The following is a 22,703-nucleotide window of genomic DNA, read 5'->3' as shown; positions in this document are numbered from 1 at the left end:
GCAGCGGCTTTCCAGAGCGGCCATTGAGGAGCACAACCATTGAAAACCACAACCGGCACTCCGCCCCCGTCGATCCCTTGCGAAAGCCTGGTCCTCGTTGCCCGTGACGGCTACCGCCTGGCTGCCCTGCGCTACCTCGCCGCAGGCCAGGTCAAGGGCAACCTGCTGGTGGCCAGCGCCACCGGCGTACCACAGCGCTTCTACCGACGCTTCGCCGAGCACGCGGCGCGCCAGGGCTTCAATGTCCTGACCCTGGACTACCGCGGGATTGCCCAGTCCAAGCCAGACAGCCTCAAGGGGTTTGCCATGGCCTACCTGGACTGGGCCCACCTTGACCTGGCAGCGGCCGTCGACCTGCTAAGCCAGGAGGCGCTGCCGCTGTATTGGGTCGGTCACTCTTTTGGCGGCCACGCCATTGGCCTGCTGCCCAACCATCAGGCACTCACCGCCTGCTACAACCTGGGCACCGGTGCCGGGTGGAGCGGCTGGATGCCGAGGACCGAAGCCCTCAAGGTGCGCCTGTTCTGGAACCTGATCATGCCGCCGATCGTTGCCTGGAAAGGCTACATGGCCTGGAGCCTGCTGGGCATGGGCGTTGATCTGCCGCTGGGGGTCTACCGGGACTGGAAGCACTGGTGCACCTACCCGAACTACTTCTTCGACGACCCCGCGATGCCTCATCTGCCAGCGCTTTACGCCAGCGTCCGCACGCCCTGCGTGTTTGCCAGCGCCGTGGACGACCTGTGGGCTCCGCCCCGTTCCCGCGACGCCTTCGTCAAGCACTACCGCAACGCACCGCAAATCCACCTCGACCTGCAACCACGGGCCGGGGCCAGGCCTATCGGCCACATGGGCTACTTTCGCGACGACTCGATGCCGCTCTGGGATGAAATCCTCGACTGGCTGCAGGGCCACCGCACCCTCCCCTCCGAGGCCCGCGCGGATGCCACGGCTCCCGCCTGCTCCTGAGATCGCCACGCAAGAATAAAAAAAGGGGGCGATCAGTGATCGCCCCCCAAGCCTTGCAACCACGAGAGAACCTATAGCGTCAGTTGCCCGCGCTCCTCATCGGTCAGGCGCGCCCGCGCCTGCTCGCTCAAGGGCCCAGCGCCCAGCACCTGCACCGGGCTGTCCGGGTTGTAGCCCGGGGCACGGCTGGCTTCCTCACGGTTGCGCTGCACCGGCTCGCTGCCAAAGCCCAGCACTTCTACGGTGACGATCGACGCCCGGCCCTGCTTGGCCGCGGCCTGCTGGTTGCGTGCCGCGTCTTCCGCCGCCTGGGACGCCGCCGAGCCCGCGGCACTGGCCGAGGTCATGGCGCCGGTATTGATCGCCGCGCTGATCGGCACCCCGGAGGACTTGCCCTGGGTCTGGATGTTCGCCGCGTTGACCACCCGCAAAGCGGCGATGTTGATGTTGCCCGAAACCCGGATGCCCGCCTCACCGGCATCGATGGTGCCCAGAGGCGCGATCAGGTCGATGTCCCCGGCCGGCACTTCGGGGATCGGGTTGAGGGTGGCGATCCCGGCCCCGGTGCTCGGCACCGACGGCGACAGGCTGACGTTGCCCCAGTTGTCGTAGACCCGCTTGGGCGGGGTGTAGACCACGGTGGTCTTGGAACCGCGACCGGCGTTGATGTCGCCCTGGGCCGACCAGCCCATGATCGAACCGCCGAACGTAGTCATGATCCGGCTCTGGCCCAGCAGGATGCTGCCCAGGGAGAACAACTGGATGTCGCCGGAACCCTGGGTGATGATCCCCGCCGTTGCCGGTGGCGCCGTGCCTTCAATGCCGAAGGTCTGGTTGCCGCCGGGGGTCAGCATCTGGATATTGCCACCGAAATCGGTGTGCACCCCGGCGCCCCCGAACAGGGTGATGTCACCCTTGTAGGTGATCGGGTTGCCGGCCACATCGGTGCTCGGGAACAGCCCGGCGATCGCCGCACGGCCCCGGGCATAGCTGCTCTGGCGCACGCCTCCCTCCTCGTTGTACTCACGGCCGGCGGCCTTGAGCTCGGCAAAATACACATTGCGCGCAAACACTCGCTGCTGCTCGGCCGGCAAGGCCATGTAGTAAGCCTGGGCCTGGGTGCTGTCACCGACAAAACCGAAGCGCTCAGCCAGCCAGGCCAGCAGTTCGTTGTCGTAGATCTTCGCCACCTTGCTGCCTGACAGGGTCTCGCCAGGCTGGGCGAGGTTGAGCGGATTGAGGTAAGCCGCGACGAAGCGCCGGTAGTCCGGGCCGTGGGCGCCGAACCCGGCCTGCATCACGATGTTCGCCCCGGGGCGGCTGTCCCCCGGTGCCACGGCGCCGATGCTGGTGACGCTGACCCGGTCCTCCATGAGGATGCTGCGCCCCGCCGTCAGCTCCAGGGTGCCGGGGCCGGCGACGTTGAAGCTGCTGTAGAGGATGTCGCGGCCGGCGCTGACAACGGAGATATCGTTGGGGTTGTTGTGCACGAACAAGTTGCCGGCAAAGCTGTAGCCGCCGAACTCCTTCTCGCCGCCCGTGGCACCGCCCAGAGGCGTGCCGCTGCTGACGATATCGCGCCCGGCCAGCATCCACACCGGCCCTGCGCCGGCATGGTAGGTCTGGCCATAACGCGGATCATCCGAGGTGGTGATGGTCAACCTGCGCCCACTGTTGACCCCCAGCAGGTCCCCGCTCAATGCGTAGAAGCGTGCCGGATCCTGGGTATTGCTCCACAGCAGGCTGGCGCTGTCGGGGCCGAAGGCAAACAACGGCGAAACCCCAATCTTGGCCCGGTTGCCATCGCTGGACAGGTTGCCACTACCCAGTACCTGGGCACCGTTGAGGAAGCCCACGAACGCCGGATTCCAGATCGTCGCCAGGCTGTCTGGCGCCGCGCTGGAACGGCTGATGCTCAGGTCACCGCCATAGATCGAATCCCCCGCCAGCAGTTGCAACTGCCCCTGGTTCGAGGGCGCCAGCACCAGGGCCCGGAGCGGCCCCAGGTTGCCCACGTCCATGACCGACGCTCGACCGTAATACAGGCTGCCGCTGGCGGCGACGGCACGCAGTGTCGCGGGATAGACCGCCGCCATATCGGTTTCCATGGTCTGGGTCAGTGGTGTGAGGTTGCCCCCGGCGGAGAACAGGTCCACCGCCGTGCGTTCGCTCCACAGGCTGAACCAGCTCTGTCCGACCCCGTTGACCGCGCCGCTTTTGAACGCCTGGGCATTCATCTGCGGGGCACGCCCCGGGTCGGCCACATCCTGCAGCACCAGGTCGCCGCGGGTGGCCAGGCTGAAGGTGGCGTCCCCCGGCAACAGGCTCAAGCCCCCGGCCGCCAGGGCCGAAGTGGCGCGTAGCGGATCATAGGCGCGGACCTCGCTCGGGCTCTGATCCACCCGCTGGTTGCCATAGCGCAGGGTCAGGCTGCCCAGGGCACCACCGCTCAGCTGCGCATGCCCGCGCACATCCACCAGGACGCCATTGAGATGGCCCTGGGTGACCTGGCTACCCGGGTTGAGCACCCCACCAACCCGCAGGTTGAGGTCGCCGCCGCCGGTCAGTTGCAGGCTGCCATCGGCCGCGACCCGCCCGGTGCTGCCCACCGCCAGCACCAGCCCCTGGCTGCGGGGGCTGATGTTTTGCGCTGTGGAGTCTGCCGCCAGCGGCCGGAGGATCCCGCCATCCCCGCCGACCTCGACATTCAGGTTGCCGCCGCCCAGGGTGCCGAAGCCAGTGAACCCCACTAGCTGGTCGGCAGCCCCCTGGTTCATGTTGGGGGCGTAGGAACCGAAGTTGATCCACCAGGCGGTGGCTAGCGCCTGGTTGCCGCTCAAACCGTTGCCCTGGCGCCACAACCAGTTGCCGACGTTGGTCGAATCCTGCCCCAGGTCGCCCACCACCGGGCGCCCCTGTTTGCTCTGCGCCAGGCTGGTGATGTTGCCGGTCAGGTTGCCCCCCACCTTCAACAGCAGGTTGCCGCCACCGTCCGGGTACCAGGCACGGTACAGGCTGTCGGTACCGCCATTGACCCGTTTCTCGTTGCCCCCGGCGGCGTTGCCCAGCACCTTGTCATTGCTACCCAGGGCCCGCGGGCGGTTGTAAGGATCGTTGGCCGCAGTGCCGGTGGAGGAACTGCCGGCGGTGTAGACGCCAAACAGCGACTCCATGTTCAGGTTGCCTGCGGCCAGCAGGTCGAGGTCTGCCGCGCCGGTACGGATCACGCTGAAGCGAGTGCTGCCCCCTGCCAACAGGGTGTACTCATCGCCTCCCGAGGCGCAGTACCCGAGATAGTCCTCACAGATTCCGGCATAGGCTTCGTTGAAATCGATCGGCTGGCCCGTCCGGCTGTCGTCACCGAACCATCCCAGGGAGCCCTCCTCGGTCCAGACCAGTGCGCCCTCGCCGAACATCCCGTAGTGGCTGTCGGCCAGACGCAAGTGGCCGCTCAACGGCGCGGGCTGCAGCAGGCGGCTGTCGGCCGCCTGGGTGTCGGCCCCCGCCACCAGGCGTATCGACCAGGACTGGGAACCTTCGGCGAGCATCGGCGCCAGCGCCCAGTTCTTGCCCTGGCGGCCGGATTCCTGGGCCCGCAGCTGTACCGAGGTCGCGCCCCCCGGCAACTTGACGTCGGTACCCGCCGGCAACAGCGCGCCACGCAGCAACGGCTTGCTGCCCCTGAGGGTGACCATCTCTCTGCTGCCCAGGCGTCCGGGCAGTGGCACGCCCTTGGGCCAGGTCAGAGGCGCGACACTGGCGTCGCTGCCCAGCAGGTGACCGGCATCCAGGGTGCTGCCGACAGCCAGGGTCTGGCTCTGGCTCAACAGCGTCCCCGCGGCGAACAGCACATTGCCCGAAGCGTCGCGCACCGCTGCCGCCAGCACGCTACCCGCAGGCAACACCAGTGGCTGACTGAGGGTCGCCGCCACCGGCAGGCGGGTGCCAGCCGGCAAGGTCTGGGCCTTGATCGGCAGATCGAAATTGAGGATCGAGCCGGCCGGGAAGCGGCTGCCATCGGCCAGGGTCACGCCGCTGCCCGGCACCACCTGGACGCCGCCGGTGTAGTCGATACCGGCCAACAGCACCCAACCGTTGTCATCATCGGTCGGCGGCGGTGGCGCAAAGCCGTCGTTGATGCTGCCGTAGATATTCAGGTCGCCACCGGCGCGCAGGGTCAGGCTGCCCACCTCGCCAGAACCGTAGACGTTGTCGTCCTTGCGGGTGTGGGGATTGAGACTGGTGTAGCGATAACCGGACAAATCCAGATCGCCCTGCACCACCAGATCGCCATCCGCGGTTTTGCTGACGATTTCCACCCCGGGCCGCAGGTGGAAGGCATCAGCATAGGTCGGGTTGTTCAGGCCGGCGAGCTTGTTCTGCAGCAGGTCGTTGTTCCGCAGGGCGGCGTTGATGAACGCCGTGCTCAAGTCATGCTTCTTTTTCAGATAGTCCTGGGTGATTTCCTGGTAAGGACGACCGCTGACGGCGTCGTTCTTCTGCGGCGCGTCGTCATAACTGACCATGCCGTTGACCGCGATCGAACGCGCGCCCTGGATATCCAGCCGGCCACGGGCATCAATGTCGATGTCGTTGCTGCTACCGTCCGGCTTGAACAGCCGCGGCGCGTTCAGCTCCAGGGTGCCGCGGCTGCGACCGTCGTTCTGCCCCGCGGCGCTGCCCACGGCCACGTCGGTGCCATGGCGCAGGTCGATGCGCGCGCCATCGGCCAGGGTCAGCCGGCCCAGGCCGGAGCCGAGCACCACAGTGGCACGGTTGGGCGAGTCGATGATCTTGCCGTAGCTGTCCACCCGCAGCTGGCTGCCATGGGCATCGAGCACCGCCCCGGTGTCCAGGGTCAGGCCGTTCCTGGCCGCCAGGTTGATGCTGCCGACCCGCTCGCCACTGGCGTCGATCAGGCCATTGACCCGCAGGCTGCCGTGGTCCACCGAGACGTTGACGCTGCTGGCCTTGACCCCGTTGCCGATGCTCAGGTCGCCCTGCTTGAGCTGGAAGCTGCGTGCGCCAAAGACCTGGCCCTGGTTCAGGCGCTGGTTGAGCGCGGCGAACTGTTCGTCCAGGGTGCCGCTGCCGCCCAGGCGCTGGGCCTGGATTTCCACCGCGCCGCCCAGGTAAGGCACCCAGGTGCCACCGGCATCGTAAGAGCCGCTGCTGCTGCCGAGGATCTTGCCGGCCAGGTCCACCTGCCCGGCAGCATCATTGACGGCCACTGCCCGCAGCTTGCCGGCCTGGTTGTTGCTGGCCGAGAGATCGATGGTCGCGCCAGCCGCCTGCAGTACATTGCCGGCGCGGCTTTCCAGCAGCACGTCGCCACCGGCGCCGTAGCGGGTCAGATCGTTGAAGGCAATAGCCCGGCCCGCCACGTCGATCAGCGAGCCGTCGGTCAGGCTGACATCACCCCGGGCCCCCAGGGTCACCTTGCCGCTGGGCAGCACCACGGCGCTGGCCAGACGAATGCTGTCGCCCTGCAGCGACAGTTCCGCGCCCTGGCCATTGGCGGTGCCGCGGGGCCCCGCCGAGGCGCTGATATCGATGGCGCCACCGGCCGTGATGCGGTTCACCGAACCGGCCTCGCCGGTCATCAGCGGGGTGAGGATATTCAGGTTGCCGCCGCTGTAGGCAAAGCCCTTGAGCGGGTCGTAGGCGCCTTGAGCCTGGTACACCGCAAGGCTGCCCTTGTGGTTGGCGGTAATACGCTGGCTGGCCTTCAGGTCGACGTTGGCAAAACCCAGGGCCAGGCGCTCGAACGCCTTGGTGGTACTGGGCTGGGCAAAGGCGCCATAACCGAACTCGATGCGTTCGGCATTGATCTCCAGGCGCCCGCTGCCGGTCCCGGCGCCACCGGCCACCACCGCTCCGGCGGGGCTCTGGGCGCCCTGCCAGATCAGGTTGGCCGTGTGGATGCGGGCCACGTCACTGGCATCACCGGCGCCGTAGATCGCCGGGGTCGAGAGCATCAGGTTGCTCAGCAGCGACTTGCCGGTCAGCGGGTCGTAGGTGTCCAGGGTGGTGCTGCCGTAGAAGTTGAACGCATCGCGAGCCGAAAGCTGCAGGGTTTCCAGGGCCGGCGCGCCGAAGCGGGTGTCGCCTCGCAGCAGGCGGTCGAGCACTTGCTGGGTCAGGGTCATGCCGCTGGGCAGACGGTTTGCCGCCGCCGCAGCCGCCAGGGCCTCGGGGCTGCCGACATTGATCGTGTTCAAGCCCAGGTTCAGATGCCGGGTGCCGTAGCTCACCTGATCCCCCAGCTCGAAGCTGCCGTCGGTCAAGGCGACGATGCTGCCCTCGGAGTACAGCGCAGTCTGCCCGCCGCAGGGTGGGCTGGCGCAACTGCCCAGCTGGATGCCGCCACTGGTGCCGGCGGTCTGGCCCTTGTTGATCACATTCAGCAGGCCATTGGACACCGCCAGCACGTTGGCCATCTGGTAGGTGAAACCGTCACGCGCGTCGTAGCTGGCCTTGCCGCGGCCGATGCTGTTGATCGAGGCGCCCTGCTCCAGGACGATGGCCCCGGTATTGCTCACCAGGAACACCTCGGGGGCGGCCAGGGTCGCGCCTTCACGCAGGGTGATCGAGCCCTTGGCGGCATTCAGGCCCTCGGCCAGGGTGATGAAATTGCCGGGCTGGCCATATTTGATCAGGGTCATGCCGCCGAGCATCAAGCGCGCGGCGCCCAGGGCATTGAGGCTGTCCGCCTCCAGGGTGACTCCGGCGTAACCGCTGGTGGCCGACTTGCCGGCCGCCACCACCTCGATGTCGCCGTTGCCCATGTTCAGCACCGCCACGGTGCCGCCGTAGCCACCGGCCGCGGCATCGAAGCGACCGATGCCCTGGAAGGAAAACGCCTCCGTGCCAGCGCCCGGCAGCAACGCCAGCTTCAGGGTCTTGGCGTCCACCGGCAGCATCGGCCGTGGCACCCCGAGCTTGGCCGCATCGGCCAGGGCGAACTGGGCGTAGCCGGTTTCGTTGTACTGCGAATAGCGCCGCAGGGTATCGGCCGAGGTCAGGATCAACTGGCTGGCCACGCTGTTGCTGATCCCGGTATGGGCGATCGACAGACGCCCGGCGGTGGACCAGGAGCCATTGCGCAGTTGCTGGGTCGCGCCTTCGGTACCGAGCCCGGCCAGGCCGTTGATCTCCACCCGGAAGGCCCCCGGCATCAGCGCATAGGTGGACGGCATCAGGGTGTAGGTGCCCGCCGCCAGCCCCGGCACCCCGGCGCCGATGCTGATCTGCTGGCCAATCAGCGGGTCCACCGCGCCGCCCTCCGGCGCTACCGGGGCATAGCCCGGCTGCACCCCGGGAACGATGGCGTAGATCGGGTTGCTGCCCAGGCCCGGGAGGATAAAGCTGCCGTTGGCGCCGATCTGCACCAGCGGGCTGTAGCGCGCATCGGTGGAACCGCCGCGCCCGGAGACGAACCCGGCCCCCAGCAGCTCGCCACCCCCGGACAGGTCCACGGTGGCGTCGGGCAGTACCTTCACCGAGCGGCCACCGAGGATCACCCCGACGTGCAGGTCGCTGTTTTCATTCACCAGGGAACCCTGGCCGAGGAAGCTCACGGTCTTGCCGTTGTACTTGTAGATCTGCCCGTCGACGGTGCCGCCGTAGGGCAGTACCAGGCCCTTGCCGCTGACCGAGGTCAGGCTGCCGGGCAGCAGCTCGACCTTGCTCGAGCCCATGTTGCCGATCTCGATCAGGCCCAGCGGCGCGCGCACCACCCCGCCCTGGCGGATGGTTGCAGCGCCCAGTTGCAGGCGCCCGAAAGCCGAATAGGGCACCGCCGCCTGGTCGTTGCCGGTGCGGCCGATGGTCAGGGTCCGCGAGGGATCGAAGTTGACGCTGACGCCGGAGACTTCGTTCAGGTAGCCGGCCAGCACCCGGGCCCCGACCTCGGTGGCCGGGTACAGCTGCGCCGCCCGCAGGGTCATGTCGCCCTGGGTCAGCAACTGGGTGCTGATGCCCGTGGCGATGACGTCCGCGCCGGCACCGGCAAGGAAACGCAAGTCCCCCTGGCTGGTCAGTTGCACATCATCGAAACCCCGACGCTCGACGCCAACCAGGCTGTTGTCGGCCTGGATCAGGTTGCCCTTGCTGCCGAACACCACATTGCCACGCACATCGATCAGATTGCCGCTGGCATTGAACTGCGCCTGGGTAGCCCGTTGCGACGGCGTGCCGGTGGCCACCGGGCGCAGGTACTGGTCCTTGGCCTCCAGCGGCGCCAGGATGCCCGCCAGCAGCAGGTACGGCGCCGACAGGTTGACCCGGGAATTGGCCGCGGCGCTATCGCTCAGGTTCAGCGCCCCGCTGTACAGGCGCAGGCTCTGGCCCATGTTCAGCGACACATCGCCGTCAAAACTCAACAGCCCATTGCTCAGCAGGGCCAGATTGTCGAAACCGCCGGCCGTGACCTGATCCACCCCCAAACGAGCGTGGCCGTATTCCAGGCTGGCGGCTGCGGCATCGGCGCTGCCCGGCAAGACGCTGCCCTGGTGGACCTGGCTGAGCAGCAGTTCCCGGGCCTTGAGCACCCGGTCGTTGACCGCGTTCTTGATGTAGTACGGGCTTTCCAGGGCCAGGGACAAGCTGCCCCCCGCCGCACCCGCACCACCGGCCCGGGCGACGAAGCTGCCATCCAGGTACAGGCCGTTGTTGGAGGCAAAACTGATGCTGCCGCCATTGCTGGCCACCTGCACCCGGCTCTGGCCGGGGAGGTCCAGGGCGGCCTGGGTGCCGGAGGCATCCAGGCGCGCGCCGTCGCGTACCACCACGAACAGGTCGCTGGCCTTGGCGATGCCAGTGGCCAGGTCGATCTCGCCGCCGATGGCGATCTTGCCGCCATTGCGCACCTGGCCATAGCGGCGGCCACGGTTGTCCACCGCGGTCACGGCACGGCCCGCCACATCGATCAGCGCTTGCTCGCCGATCCAGATCGAACGGCCGTGACCGGCGGCATTGGCCGCCTCGGAACTGGCCACGGTCAAGCCGCCAAGGCTGACACTGCCGCCCCAGGCATTGAGGGTGCCGTTCATGGTCAACTGGCCGACGCTGCGCAGGTTGATGCCCTGCCCCGGGTCGACATTGATCACCGCGCCCTGGCCCACGGTCAACGCCGTGGTGGCCAACTGGGCGACGGTGGAATACTGGTTGCCTGCGGTCAGGCTCAGCCCGGCGCCACGGCGTTGGCTCAGCACGCTCTTGACCGGGTCCTGCTGGTACAGCTCCGGCAGCCAGCGCTCCAGCACACTGGACGGATCGCTGCCGCTGACACTGCTGCTGGCCTGGGAGCCGAAGCGGTAGACCGGCATATTGACGTCCACCTGGGCGCCGTCAGCGACGCTCAGGCCCTCGTTGCCGGTGATGTCATAAGCCGAGAAGCCCTTGTTGAAGAAGTCCCCGGCCAGTTGCAGGGTGCCGTCCTCGGGCGCGGTATCCTTGGCGCCAATCAGCACCTTGTGCGCCTGCAGAGCCAGGGTGCCGCCACCGTTAAGCCCATAGCCACGCAGTTGGCCATTCAGGTCGAGCTTGCCATCGGCCGCCAGGGTTACATCACCGCCCTTGCCGCCGGTGGTCTTGCCGTCATAGCCGATGCTCGCCCCGGACGCGGTGTCCACCAGGGAGCCACTGGCCAGGTTCAGCTCACCAGTACTGCGCAGCGATACCTTGCCACCGTTGTGGAAGGCCACCGTGGAGTTTTCGACGGGGTTGAGCGCCAGGTTGCTCCAGCGCCCGCTGGCGTCAAGCTTGACCCCGCTGGCCAGATCGACCCGCGGCTGAACCGCGCCAGTGGGGGCCAGGATCACGTCGCCGACCACAAAGTTGCGGTTCAAGTCCACCTGATTGAGCACGTTGCCGGCGTTGATGCTGCCACCGTGAGCGGTGAGGTTGGCGTTGATCCTGACCTGCGGCCCGAACAGGGTGATGTCGCCACCGTCGGCCACCTGCAGCGCGCTGTTGACCTGGATCTGCTGCTTGGCGCCAACCTTGATCGCCCCCAGCTGCATGCCATTGAGCAGGTCGCTGTCGAGCACCAGTTGGCCCTGGCGATTGGCCGGCAAGGCCGTATTCAGGTCCAGGCCGTCAGCGATCTTCTGCTGATTGCCCTCAATCAGCACCTGGTCCACCGTCGGGCTCAAGGCATAGCGCAGGGTGCCAGTGGTTTTATTGAAGATCGGCGTGTAGTTGCCAATGATCAGCTGCGCGCGCTGGGCCGCGGCCTTGTAGGACTGCTGGTAGCCATCGAGATTGACGTTGGGGGCCTGGGTCTGGCGATCGCTCTTGAACACTTCGCTGATCAACTGGCCTTCAAGCACCGCATTGCTGGTGCCGATCACCAGTTTGCCGGCGTCGCGGCCGACGGTATAGCCGGCCTCATAGCGACGCTGCTGGGCGATCAGCGGGTTGTAGTAGTAATCGGTGCGACCCCAGCGCGGGCTGTTGTCGACATACCCCTTGTAGATCCCGGTGTAGAGCAAATCGCCCGGAGCCCGGGACAATTCATACAAGCGTCCGTCGACGCCGCGCAGCCAGCTCTGCTGGATATAGCCGCCTTGCACGTCCACCGTGCCGCCGGAAAGGTTCAACTGGGCGCCGGACTGGGTCACCACGTCCTTGCCGGTGAACGTCAGGGTGCCGCCCTGGGCCATCCACTCGCCGACGTTGTGGCCCTGGGTGCCCAGGTAACCACCGACTTCCAGCAAGCCGCCGGCGGTGTACCAGCGATCGGTGGCGTAGCCATTAGTGCCCGCCGGGACGAACACCAGCTCGCGCAGGTCGACCCAGACGTCGTTATTGATCAACTGGCCGCTGTCGCGGTTGCCCGCCGAGTCGCGCTGCTCGTTGCCCTGGACGTTGATCTTGATGTTGTTGGACTCCATCGCCACCTTGACCCCGACGGCGCCGGCGACATCGATCACCGCGCCATCGCGCACCAGGCTGCGCTGCCCGGCGCTGACCGCCACCTGGCCACCGGTGGCCAGGGTGATCGAGCCGTTCTGGAAGTCCACGGTGCCGCCGCTGACGATCTCCACCCGCGATTGGTCGGTACGATCGGCCACGCTGCTCAAGTTGTTGAACTGGCCGCTGATCAGGTTGGTCGGGGTGCCGTCGAGGTTGATCAGGCCATTGTTGCGCTGGCTGTCCAGGGCGCTGCTGCCACTGCTGTCCAGCAGGATCGCGGTGGTGCTGCCCTGCCCCAGGGTCACGCTGCCGGTGCGGTCGCTGGCGGAGTTGAGCAGATGGATGGTGCCGCGGGTGTCCACCGAGGTGCTGGCCAGGGCCACGCCGTTCTGCGCCACCTGGTGCCCGGTCAGGGTGATGTCGCCGGTGGCGGCCATGATCAGGCCGCTGTTGCTGACCTGGCCGGCGCTGCTGCCGGCCTTCAGCGAGGTGGCGACTTCATTGCCGCGGGTGGTGGAATGCGGGTTGCCGCTGGTGCCGACCCCGCGGCGGATGTAGAAACTGTCGCCGGCGGCCAGGGTGGTCTGGCCCTTGGCGGTGACGATGGTGCCGGCGTTCTCCACTTCCGAGCCCAGCAGCAAGGCATAGCCGCCAGACTCGGTGGAACTGGCCGGGGCGTGGGTCTGGATCAGCGCCCCGCGCTGTACCTCGACCTTGCCCAGGGCATCGCTGAAGGTCGGCAGAGTGCCATTGGCGTCGACATACAGCCCGCGCTGGGTGAACTGATCGTCGGTGATAGTGGCTGCCGCCGCCACCAGGTTGCGCACGTTGACTTGGCTGCTGCCGCTGAAGATCACCCCGTTGCGGTTCATGATCATCACCGTGCCCGCGCCCTTGATCTGGCCCTGGATCTCACTGGGCCGGCCATTGGGGTCGTTGACCTTGTTCAAAAGCGCCCAGGTGGACTGCTGCTGGAAGTCCACCGTCGTATTGCGCCCGACGTTGAAGGTTTCCCAATTGAGGATGGCTTTATCGGCGGTCTGTTCGATGGTCACCGTGGTCTTGCCACCGGATTGGCTCTGCACCGGCCCTTTGGCGTTGCTCCAGCCCTGGCTCAGACTGGTGTCGACCTGCAACCCGCCTTTGCCAAGGCCATCGGGAATGCTCGAGCCCGAGGCCAGTGCCGCCTGGCGTGCAGCAGCCTGGGCCGCTTGCTGGGCGGCAATCGCCGCGACACTGGCGTTGAGGTTGCCCAGGGAACGCTGCATCTGCTGGTTGGCCCGGGTCCGCTGGGACAGCGGCGGCGGCATGCCCGGCACCTGGCCATTGGTGCGCGCAGCGGTGGCGGCCTGGGACGCGCCCTTGTCGGCAAACCAGGCGGAACTGAAGGCCGTGGCGCCATGGGCACTGCCGGCCATCATCAGCAAGGCGATGGCATGGGCCAGGGGCTTGAGCCGCAGGCTCGGCAGCTCGCCGTCATGGCGTAGGGCTGGGGATTTGACCGGTGGTTTGCAGCGAACCATTACTACTCATCCTTTGTTATGACGCCCACGGGAGCGCGACGCTTGTAGGGCCCAGGGCGCGCGTCACTGCTATAGGGGATAGGCCGTTGGCGCGGGGCGCGACCGAACGGATGTCACGGAAAATTCATCTTCCGGGTGCAGGGTGTTGCCCCTGCCCGCCACGGGGCAGACAGGGGCAGGCGGCAAAGGGCGGTTAAAAGGCTCGGCCGATAGCGTTGCAGACGTTGGGGTTGCCGATGCTGCGCGGGCTGGTGGCCGTCACGAAGGCGTTGCGCACGGCCGTCTTCCAGATGGCCGGCAAGGGCTGCAGGTTGTTGTTCATGAGCGCCGCATCGTTATTGGCCAGCAGACCGTACTGACGGGCAAAGAACGCCCGCACCTGAGCGGTTTGCGCCGCATCGGCGTAGCACTGGCTGAAAATCACCGTGGTGAAGCCCAGGATCGGATAGCCGACGTTGGGAAATGGCACCACCGTGGGGTCATTGGAATCGAACGAAGCGGCGAACACCGGCACCCACCTGGCGGGGTCGCGGTACGGGTTGGTCGATGGATTCCCCGTCGGCGGGTTGATGGTGCTGATGGCGTTAGCGATGTTCGCCGGTGTCGGGGCCATCCCCTCTACCCGCGCCACCTTGCTGCCATCTTCCAGCCCGGCAAGGCTGCTGGCCGCATGGCTCGGACCAATAAAGGTCACGCTTCCCGGGGTCGCGTTCAGCAGTTCCATGATCTGTGGGCTGCCCTGAGCACTCTTGGCCGTGAGTGGCACCGAAGCCGGATAGGCGGAGACGAAGAACCGGGTGACCGAAAAAGGCCCGCCAGGTTCAGAGCACTTGGCGTTGAGAAAGCGCGTAAACAGTTCGGTGGTGCCACTGGGTCCTTGCGGATAGACCACCGTCAGGGGGCCGCTACGACCTCCGCTGTTCGTCAGGTACTGCCATTGGTCCAGCCTGCCCGAGAAAATCCCGCACACCTCATTGATGCTCAGGTTCAGGTTGCCCCCGCCCGGCTTGTTGAAGCGGATCGCCACCGAAGTCGCTGCGGCGGGCACCTGGATCAACGGGCCCCAGGCCTGCCCGTGAGCGTTGGCGTAGCCGTCGAGCTCGATGCTCCTCAACTTCGATTCAGTGCCCACCCAATGCACGTTATTGCTGGGAGCGCCCGGAATCAGGCGGTTGTAATCGTTGTTCAGAAAGGCTTCCTTGTCGCCCAGGTCAGAGCCGATGTAGGGCGCAAAGCCCGCTGTCAGCACCCCTGAGGTCTGGTAGTACGGCTGGGGCAGCGTCGAGCCGCCGCCGTTGATATCTGCCAGGGCCAACTGCGCGCACAAGGCGCTGCCCATCAGTGACGTGACTAACCAATGCGTTTTGAACATGACAAGACTCCTGTCGGATCAGGCTGTGCTCAAATCGACCCGGCGACCTGTGCACAGAGACGGGCCAAGGCTCGGACTGATCAGCAGCGCCGAGCAAAAAAAATCAGCAACGGCCGAAACCGTTGCTGATCGGGTGTTGCCTCTCGGTGGGGTTCGCAGTTACAGCGGACGACCGATGTTGTTGCAGACGTTGCTGTTGCCGATGCTCAGAGCGTTGCTGGCGGTCAGGAAGGTGTTGCGAACAACGCCTTTCCAGGACGCTGGCAGCGGCACGAAGCGGTTGGCCTGGATGGCCTCGTCGTTGTTCGGCGAAGTGCTCTGGCCGTAGTGACGAGCGAAGAAATCACGCACTTGGCTGGTCTGGTTGGCGTCGGCGTAGCACTGGCTGAAGATCAGGTTGGTGAAGCCCAGGATCGGATAGCCGCTGTCTGGATAAGGCACGGTGCCAGCAGCGCCGGCCTTGCCGAATACAGGTACCCATTTGTCCGGGTTGCCACGGTCAGTCAGGGCTGGAATCGCGACACCGCCGATGGCAGCGGAAACGTTGTCTGGAGCAGGCGAGACACCGGCGATGCGGGCAACCTTGGTGGCGTCGTCCAGACCGGCCAGAGTTGGCGCGGCGTAGTCCGGGCTCATGTAGGTGATGCGGCTGTCAGCGGCGTTCAGAGCGGTCATCACGCCCTGGCTGCCGGTCGCGGCCACAGCACCGGCAGGCAGGCCGCCGGTGTAGCTGGAAGCGAAGGAGGTGGTCACGCCGAAGGTGCCGGTTTCAGCGCACTTGGCGTTGAGGAAACGGGTGAACAGCTCGGTGGTGCCGCTGCTTTCGCTACGGTAAACCACGGTGATGGTGCCAGTACGGCCTGAAGTCGGGATCTGCTCCCACTTCGACACGCGACCCGAGAACACGCCACACAGCTCGTTGACGCTCAGGTCAACTGCAGTGCTACCAGCCTTGTTGAATGGAATGGCCACCGAAGTCGCCACCGAAGGCACCTGGATCAGCTTGCCCCAGGCGGTTTGGTGATTGTCTTCATAACCCTTGAGCTCTAAGGCGGTGAGCTTGGAATCGCTGCCGGCCCAGTGCACGTTCTTGCCGGTGGTGCCGGCCACGAACTTGGTGTAGTCGTTGTTCAGGAAGGCAGCCTTGCCGTTGCCGCTGCCTACGCCGATGTAGGGAGCGAAGCCGGCGGTCAGCACGCCAGCGGTCTGGTACAGCGGTTGTGGCAGGGTGGCGCCACCGCCGTTGATATCAGCCATGGCAGCTTGTGCCGAGCACAGGGCTGCCAGGGTCAGGGATGCCGCGAGAACGTTGCGCTTAAACATGAAGAATCTCCTTTCGTCGTGTTCGTACGTTGGGTGAATAGCTCTTGCATGACGCCATGGCACTCGGGCCAGAAGCCTTGATCCAGACGGCTTGATGGGTGAGGCCATGGGGAGAGAAGTTCGCAGCTTCCGGTGACAGATAAAGGAAAAAACCTCGGGAGAAACCCACTGTTTTTGCAAAAGATTCTCGGGTGTTCGTCGCGGATTTACCGGCCTGTTCCGCGAAGGTGACAGCCAGGTTTCCGGGGCTGGAACCGGCATCGCCCGGCAAGCACCGAGGGTGCTGCAGACGGCGTTGGAACATGACAGAACGAGGAACCCGAGCTTGGCCGATTGCCGGGTCGGGAGTGACGCTCGCGGGGTGAAGTTTTATCGCTGCCCTGCCCTTCGAACCACAGCTTCACTCTCGTAGGAGCCGGCTTGCCGGCGAAGGGGCCCGCGAGGCCTGCATCGCCGGCGCCGACGCATTCGCTGGCAAGCCAGCGCCTACGGATCGGATTGAATCAGGTCGAGTTGGGTTGGACGGCTCAGGTCACCAGCTGGTTGATCTCGATGATCGGCAGCAGCACCGCCAGGACGATCACCAGCACCACGCCGCCCATGACCACGATCATCAGCGGCTCCAGCAAGGCGGTCATGCCCATGGCCCGACGCTCGATATCCCGGGACAGGGTCTGCGCCGCCCGTTCGAGCATCGGCGGCAGGGTCCCGGTCTTTTCGCCGCTGGCAATCAGGTGGATCAATACCGGCGGAAAGACTTTCTCCACCCGCAGCGCCGCCGCCAGGTTGGCGCCCTCGCGGACCTTGGCCGTGGCCTCGCTGACGCTCTGGCTCAGGCGGTCGTTGGACAGGGTCTGGCGCGCCGCCTCCAGGGCCCGCAGCAGCGGCACCCCGGCACTGCCGAGGATCGCCAGGGTCGAGGCAAAGCGCGCGGTATTGAGCCCGAGGACGAAACGCCCGATCAATGGCAGGCGCAAAATCCGGCTGTGCCAGTTCAAGCGCGCCTGGGGGTTGCGCAAATACACCCGCCAGCCCCAGAACCCGCCCACCATCGCGGCAAAGCACAGGCCGCCCCAGGCGCGAATGAAATCACTGGCATTGAGCATCGCCAGGGTTAGCCCCGGCAGATCCTGGCGCGCCTGGGAAAAGGCGCTGACCACCTGGGGGACCACGTAGCTCAAGAGAAAGATCACGATGCCAATGGACACCAGCCCCACCACCCCCGGGTAGATGAAGGCGGTGAGGATCTTGCCGCGCAGGCCGTTGCGCTCTTCGATGTAGTCCGCCAGGCGCTCCATGACCTGGGCCAGGTCGCCGGACTCCTCGCCAGCGGCGATCAGCGCCCGATAGATTTCCGGAAAATCCCGCGGCCGGGCCGCCAGGGCTTCCGCCAGGCGCATGCCGCTGCGCACATCGGCGCGCACCGCGCTCAGGGTCTGGGCGATGTGCTTGCGCTCGGCCTGCTCCACCGTGGCGCTCAGCGCCGCCTCCAGTGGCAGGCTGGCTCCCAGCAGGCTCGCCAACTGGCGGGTGGCCCAGGCCAGGTCATTGTCCGAGAGCTTGGGACTGAACAGCCCCCCTGCTGCGCCGGCGCCATTATTGCTCTCAAGCTGCACCTGCAAGGCCGTCAGGCCGCGACTGCGCAGGGTCGCGAACGCGGCTCCCTGGCTGTCCGCCTCCAGGTGCCCGGATTCGATCTTGCCGAGGCTGTCGGCGGCTTCGTAGCGATAGCGATTCATCAGGCATCCCGTGTCACACGAAGGATTTCTTCCGGCGCGGTGGCACCGCTGCGCACCCAACGCTCACCGTCCTCGCGCATGCTGAACATCCCGGCCTGGCGCGCGGCGGCCCTCAAGGCCTGCTCGTCGGCCCCTTGGTGGATCAGGCTGCGGATAGCGTCATCGATACAGAACAACTCATGAATCCCGGTGCGCCCGCTGTAGCCAATGTGATTGCAGGCCGGGCAGCCCACCGGGCGCCAAGTGCCGGGGCTGGCCGGGTCCTGCTCCTTGCACTGGTTGCACAGGCGCCGCACCAGGCGCTGGGCCAGCACCCCAAGCATCGACGAAGCCAGCAGGAACGGCTCGACCCCCATGTCGATCAAGCGGTTGACCGCCGACACCGCGTCATTGGTGTGCAGGGTCGCCAGTACCAGGTGCCCGGTGAGCGAGGCCTGCACCGCGATCTGCGCAGTTTCCAGGTCGCGGATCTCGCCGATCATGATGATGTCCGGGTCCTGGCGCAGGATCGCCCGCAAGGCCAAGGCAAACGTCATGTCGATCTTGGCGTTGACCTGAATCTGGCTGATGCCTGGCAGGTCGTATTCCACCGGGTCCTCGACGGTGAGGATATTGCTGGTGCTGGCGTCCAGCCGCGCCAGGGCCGCGTAGAGGCTGGTGGTCTTGCCGCTGCCGGTGGGTCCGGTGACCAGGACGATGCCGTGGGGTTGACGGATCAAGGTGTCGAGGCGGGCCAGCAGCTCCGGATCCATGCCCAGGGTTTCCAGTTGCAGGCGCCCGGCCTGTTTGTCCAGGAGCCGCATCACCACCCGTTCGCCGTGGCCGGTGGGCACCGTGGACACGCGAATGTCGATGGGCCGCCCGGCCACCCGCAAGGCGATGCGGCCGTCCTGGGGCAGGCGTTTTTCGGCGATGTCCAACTGCGCCATGATCTTGATCCGCGACACCAGGGCCGCGTGCAACGCCTTGCGCGGCGAAACCACGTCACGCAGGGTGCCATCGACCCGGTAGCGCACCACTGAATGGGTTTCATAGGGTTCGATGTGGATGTCGCTGGCCTCGTCCCGCGCGGCCTGGGTGAGCAAGGCGTTGATCATGCGGATTACCGGGGCGCCGTCCTGGGTGTCCAGCAGGTCGGTGATTTCCGGCATGTCTTGCATCAGGCGGTCCAGGTCGACTTCGTTTTCGGCGGCGCCGACTACTGCGGCGGCACTGCCGGTGTCGGCATAGGCGCTGGCCAGCAGGCCGTCGAGTTGATCGTCGCGGATGCGCTCCAGGCGGGCCGGGCCGAACTGGCGGCGGGCTTCACTGATGGACCAGCCGGGGGTTGAGGGGCAGACCAGTAACACTGCGCCTTCTTCGCCGTGGCGCAGGAGGATGCGTTGGGATTTGGCCCAGGCGTAGGGGAGCTGGCTCATTGCACCGGTACCGCCCGAATCGTCGCCCGCGGCGCCTGCCCGCCACCCTGCGGCACAACCTGCAACGACACCGGCTGCGCCTCAGGCACCCCCTTCGCCGCCGAAGGCAACTGCGGCGCCTGCATGTCCGGCATGGCCCAACTGTGCTCCGGCTGCAACCCACCCTGGGCCCGGCGCATAAAGTCATAGCGATTCAAGGTAATGCTGCGACCTGCCCCGCTGTCGCGAATGATGTAAGGCCGCAGGAACACCATCAGATTGGTCTTGCTCACGCTGCGCTTCTCATTGCGAAACAACGCGCCGATTCCGGGAATGCTCGACAACCATGGCACCGCATCATTGCTCTGGCTGTAACCATCCTGCAGCAACCCGCCAAGCACCATGATCTGCCCGTCATCCAGCAGAATGCTGGTATCGATCGCCCGCTTGTTGGTCACCGTCCCCGCATCCACCGAGGCCCGAAGGTCGACACTGCTGACCTCCTGGTAAATGTCCAGCTTGACCGTGCCGCCCTCGGAAATCTGCGGCCGTACGTTCAGTTTCAAGCCCACTTCCTCGCGCTGCACGGTCTGGAACGGGTTGTTGCTGGTGCCACCGCCACCGGTTACATAGCTGCCAGTGACAAAGGGAATGGTCTGGCCGACAAAGATGCTCGCCGCCTCGTTGTCCAGGGTCAAAAGGTTCGGCGTCGACAGTACGTTGCTCCCGCCCTTGCTCTTCAACGCCCGGGCCAGGACCTTGAGGTCCAGCACCTTGCCAATCCCCGGGATGTCCACGCTGCCGTTGACCAGGCCAACGTTGAGGCCCTTGGGCAGCACATCGATGCTGGTCTTGCTGGTCGGCGTGCCCACCAGCCCGCTGCCGCCGAAATTGACTCCGCCAAAGCCACCGCGGCCAGCAAGGTTGCCCGCCTGCCATTGCACGCCAAACTCGCTGGCATCGTCCTCGCTCACCTCGACGATCAGGCTTTCGATCACCACTTGGGCCCGGCGCTGATCAAGCTGGTCGATGACTTCGCGCAAATTGCGGTACAGCGGGTCCGGTGCGGAAATCAGCAAGGTGTTGGTGGTGGCATCGGCCTGGATGGTCACGCCACCGGCGCTGAATGCGTTGCTCTGATCGTTCTGCTGGGCATTGGCGTTGGCCCCGCTGCTGGCACTGCCACCCTGGCCATAGGCACCGCCACCGCTACTGCTGCTGTTGAGGGCGCCACTGCCGGTGGGCGTACCGCTGCTGTTCTGGGTGCTGCTCTGGCCATTCTGGGTACCGCCACCCATGCCGCTGAGCATGGCCCGGGCGCCGTCGCTGCTGGCGCTGTCGCTTTCACCGGTGAGCAGCCCGCGCAAGGCCTGGGCCAGTTTGCCGGCTTGGGCGTTGCGCAGGTAGACCACGTGCAGGTTGCTGGGGTTGCTCTGGGCATTGTCCAGTTTGTAGATCAGGTTGCGTGCCAACTCGGTCCGCTCCGGGCTGCCGGCACGGATGATGATGGAGTTGGAGCGCGGGTCGCCGATCACGCTGATTTTCTGGGTCGGGTCGGCGCCCTGGGTGTCCAGCAGCTCGGCGACCATGGTCGCGATGTCCACGGCGATGCCGTTCTGCACCGCCACCACATCGGTGTCGATGGCGCTTGGGGTGTCGATGCCGTCGATGATCTGTGCCACCCGCTGCAGGTTTTCGGCGTAGTCGGTGACCACGATGCTGTTGTTGCCCGGGTAGGCGTTGATCGGATTGTTCGGCGAGACAATCGGGCGCAACACCGGAATCAGGTTCACCGCGTTTTCATATTGCAGGCGGAAGGTCCGGGTCAGCATGCCGTTGCCCGCCGGCTTGCTCGCGCTATAGACCGGCCCGCCCAACAGTTTGGCATCGGCCTCGGGCACCACTTGGGCCACGCCACCCACGTCCACTACGCTGAAACCTTGCATGCGCAGGGCCGCCAGCAACATGTCGTAGGCCTGGTGGGCCGGCACCGGGCCTTCGCTGACCAGGGTCAGGTTGCCCTTGACCCGCGGGTCCACCAGAAATTGCTGGCCGGTGGAGCGGGACAAGGCGCGCACCACCGCCTGGATATCGCTGTCGACGAAGTTCAACTGCACCGGCTGATCCCCCAGGGGATTGCGCGCCACGCTGGTACTGCCTGGCGTGCTGTGAGTGCGCCTGCTGTTGGTCAGCGGATGCACGACTTTCGGCCGCTGGGCCTGCTGCGCCTGCAGGCGCTGGCGGTCCACCAGGACATCGCCGCTGCGTCGAGTGTCGGCCAGGGGCTGGCCCAGCTCACTGTCCACCTGCAACGGTGCGGGGGTGGTGGACTGGGTGTTGCTGCAGGCCCCCAATGCCAGCAGCAGAAAAGGTGCGGCCTTGCGACACTGGCGCACGTAATTGCAACCTGACCACTTCATGAAGCTTCCTTAGCGCCCTGCGCCTGATCCATGCGAACGGTCCCGGACAGTGTGCCTGCCGAGTCTTGGGCGGCGGCCGGGCCTGCGCGTTGCAGACGAGCCTCCACCACCTGCAGTGAAAACTGCCGGGGCATCCCCAGCAGCCAGCCGACCACGGCATCCGCCGGGGCCTGCTCAAAGGTCAACCGCCAGCTCTCGGGGCCGGCTTCATCAGGCTGTTGCAACTGGTAATGGTCTTTCAGCCCGGCGCCGTCCAGGGCTTCGCGCAGGGATTGCTCAAGGCTCTGGCCCTGGCTGTTGCGGCTGCCCGCCGGCACCTCGTGCAGCAGCACTTCCAGGGCTTCGGCCTGGGCACGCAGCTTCGGGGTCTCGGCTTGCCAGTAATCGATTTTCTTCAGCGGCGGCTGGATCAGCAGCAGCCATAGCAATAGCCCCAACAGCCCCAGCGTGGTGGCGCCCAACAGGCGTTTTTCCCGCAGTGCCAGGCCGTTCCAATGGCCCTGGGCTTGGCCTCGCAGGCGCGACCAGCGCGCCTGATACTGCGCCAGCATGGCCTTATTCATTGTCGTCTCCCGAGGCGTTATCGACGGTGTTGGCAGGCTGCCCGGCGGCCGGGCCGAGAACCCAGCCATTGCCCTCGCGCAGGACGCTGTAGCCGGCCTGGGTCAAGGTGCCCTGCCAGCCGCTGTCGGCGCTGTTTGGGGTGTCCGCCAGCAGTTCCAGCTGCAAGCGCTCCTGGGCAAACGTCAGGCTTTGCACACTGCCCACCATGAACGGCATGGCCGTGCCGGCCTGTGCCAGCAGGCTGGCAAAACCCTGGCTCGGGTCCGCTGCCGCACCGGCCTGGCGCGCCGCCAGTTGCTGGCGGGCCTGTTGCAGGGGATTGAGCACCACCGGCAACTCGGGAAACACCTGCTTGACCCGCTGGCTCATCTGCGCCTTGAGCCGTTGGCCCTGCTCGGCCTCACGGGCCGCATACAGGTTCAGGCCGAGTACCCAGACCGCCACCGCCAGGGCGCAACACCCCAGCGCCCGCCCCC

The 22,703-nt window shown here is 66.3% G+C and carries 9 protein-coding genes; 1 reads left to right on the top strand and 8 read right to left on the bottom strand.

The features are described 5' to 3' along the window. Window positions 1–39: 39 nt before the first annotated feature. Complete coding sequence (locus GV818_RS03950; protein ID WP_161775831.1) at window positions 40–969, top strand: alpha/beta hydrolase family protein; 930 nt, start codon at window positions 40–42, stop codon at window positions 967–969. 71 nt (window positions 970–1,040) lie between these two features. On the opposite strand, the gene GV818_RS03945 is transcribed toward GV818_RS03950, so the two are convergent. From GV818_RS03945 to gspL, 8 genes are all read right to left on the bottom strand, one after another. Further along, window positions 1,041–13,412 (bottom strand): filamentous haemagglutinin family protein, encoded by a 12,372-nt coding sequence (locus tag GV818_RS03945; protein WP_161775830.1) that lies wholly within the window; start codon window positions 13,410–13,412, stop codon window positions 1,041–1,043. A gap of 193 nt (window positions 13,413–13,605) precedes the next feature. Then, window positions 13,606–14,784: a substrate-binding domain-containing protein gene (locus tag GV818_RS03940; protein ID WP_161755218.1), complete on the bottom strand. Its 1,179-nt coding sequence runs from the start codon at window positions 14,782–14,784 to the stop codon at window positions 13,606–13,608. Between the two features lie 159 nt (window positions 14,785–14,943). Continuing rightward, entirely contained in the window at window positions 14,944–16,107 is a 1,164-nt protein-coding gene (locus tag GV818_RS03935; RefSeq protein WP_161755220.1) for a substrate-binding domain-containing protein, read from the bottom strand. 527 nt (window positions 16,108–16,634) lie between these two features. Next, window positions 16,635–17,846, bottom strand: coding sequence for a type II secretion system inner membrane protein GspF (gene gspF / locus GV818_RS03930; RefSeq protein WP_161775829.1), 1,212 nt, complete (start codon window positions 17,844–17,846; stop codon window positions 16,635–16,637). Next, window positions 17,846–19,264 (bottom strand): type II secretion system ATPase GspE, encoded by a 1,419-nt coding sequence (gspE, locus tag GV818_RS03925; protein ID WP_161775828.1) that lies wholly within the window; start codon window positions 19,262–19,264, stop codon window positions 17,846–17,848. The genes gspF and gspE overlap by 1 nt, the downstream gene beginning before the upstream one ends. Then, window positions 19,261–21,663, bottom strand: coding sequence for a type II secretion system secretin GspD (gene gspD, locus GV818_RS03920; protein WP_161755226.1), 2,403 nt, complete (start codon window positions 21,661–21,663; stop codon window positions 19,261–19,263). Before gspD ends, gspE begins: the two co-directional genes overlap by 4 nt. Next, window positions 21,660–22,226 carry a type II secretion system protein GspM gene (gene gspM / locus GV818_RS03915; protein ID WP_161775827.1) on the bottom strand — a complete coding sequence of 189 codons (567 nt, stop codon included), beginning with the start codon at window positions 22,224–22,226 and terminating at the stop codon, window positions 21,660–21,662. Before gspM ends, gspD begins: the two co-directional genes overlap by 4 nt. Next, window positions 22,219–22,703 (bottom strand): type II secretion system protein GspL (gene gspL, locus GV818_RS03910; protein ID WP_256679405.1); only part of this gene is annotated, 485 nt, incomplete at its 5' end. The genes gspL and gspM, both read right to left, overlap by 8 nt.

It is taken from the genome of Pseudomonas sp. Fl4BN1, from assembly GCF_009908285.1.
Taxonomy (GTDB): Bacteria; Pseudomonadota; Gammaproteobacteria; order Pseudomonadales; family Pseudomonadaceae; genus Aquipseudomonas.
The sequence above is the reverse complement of the archived record's forward strand: the minus strand, read 5'-3'. Positions and strand labels throughout refer to the sequence as shown.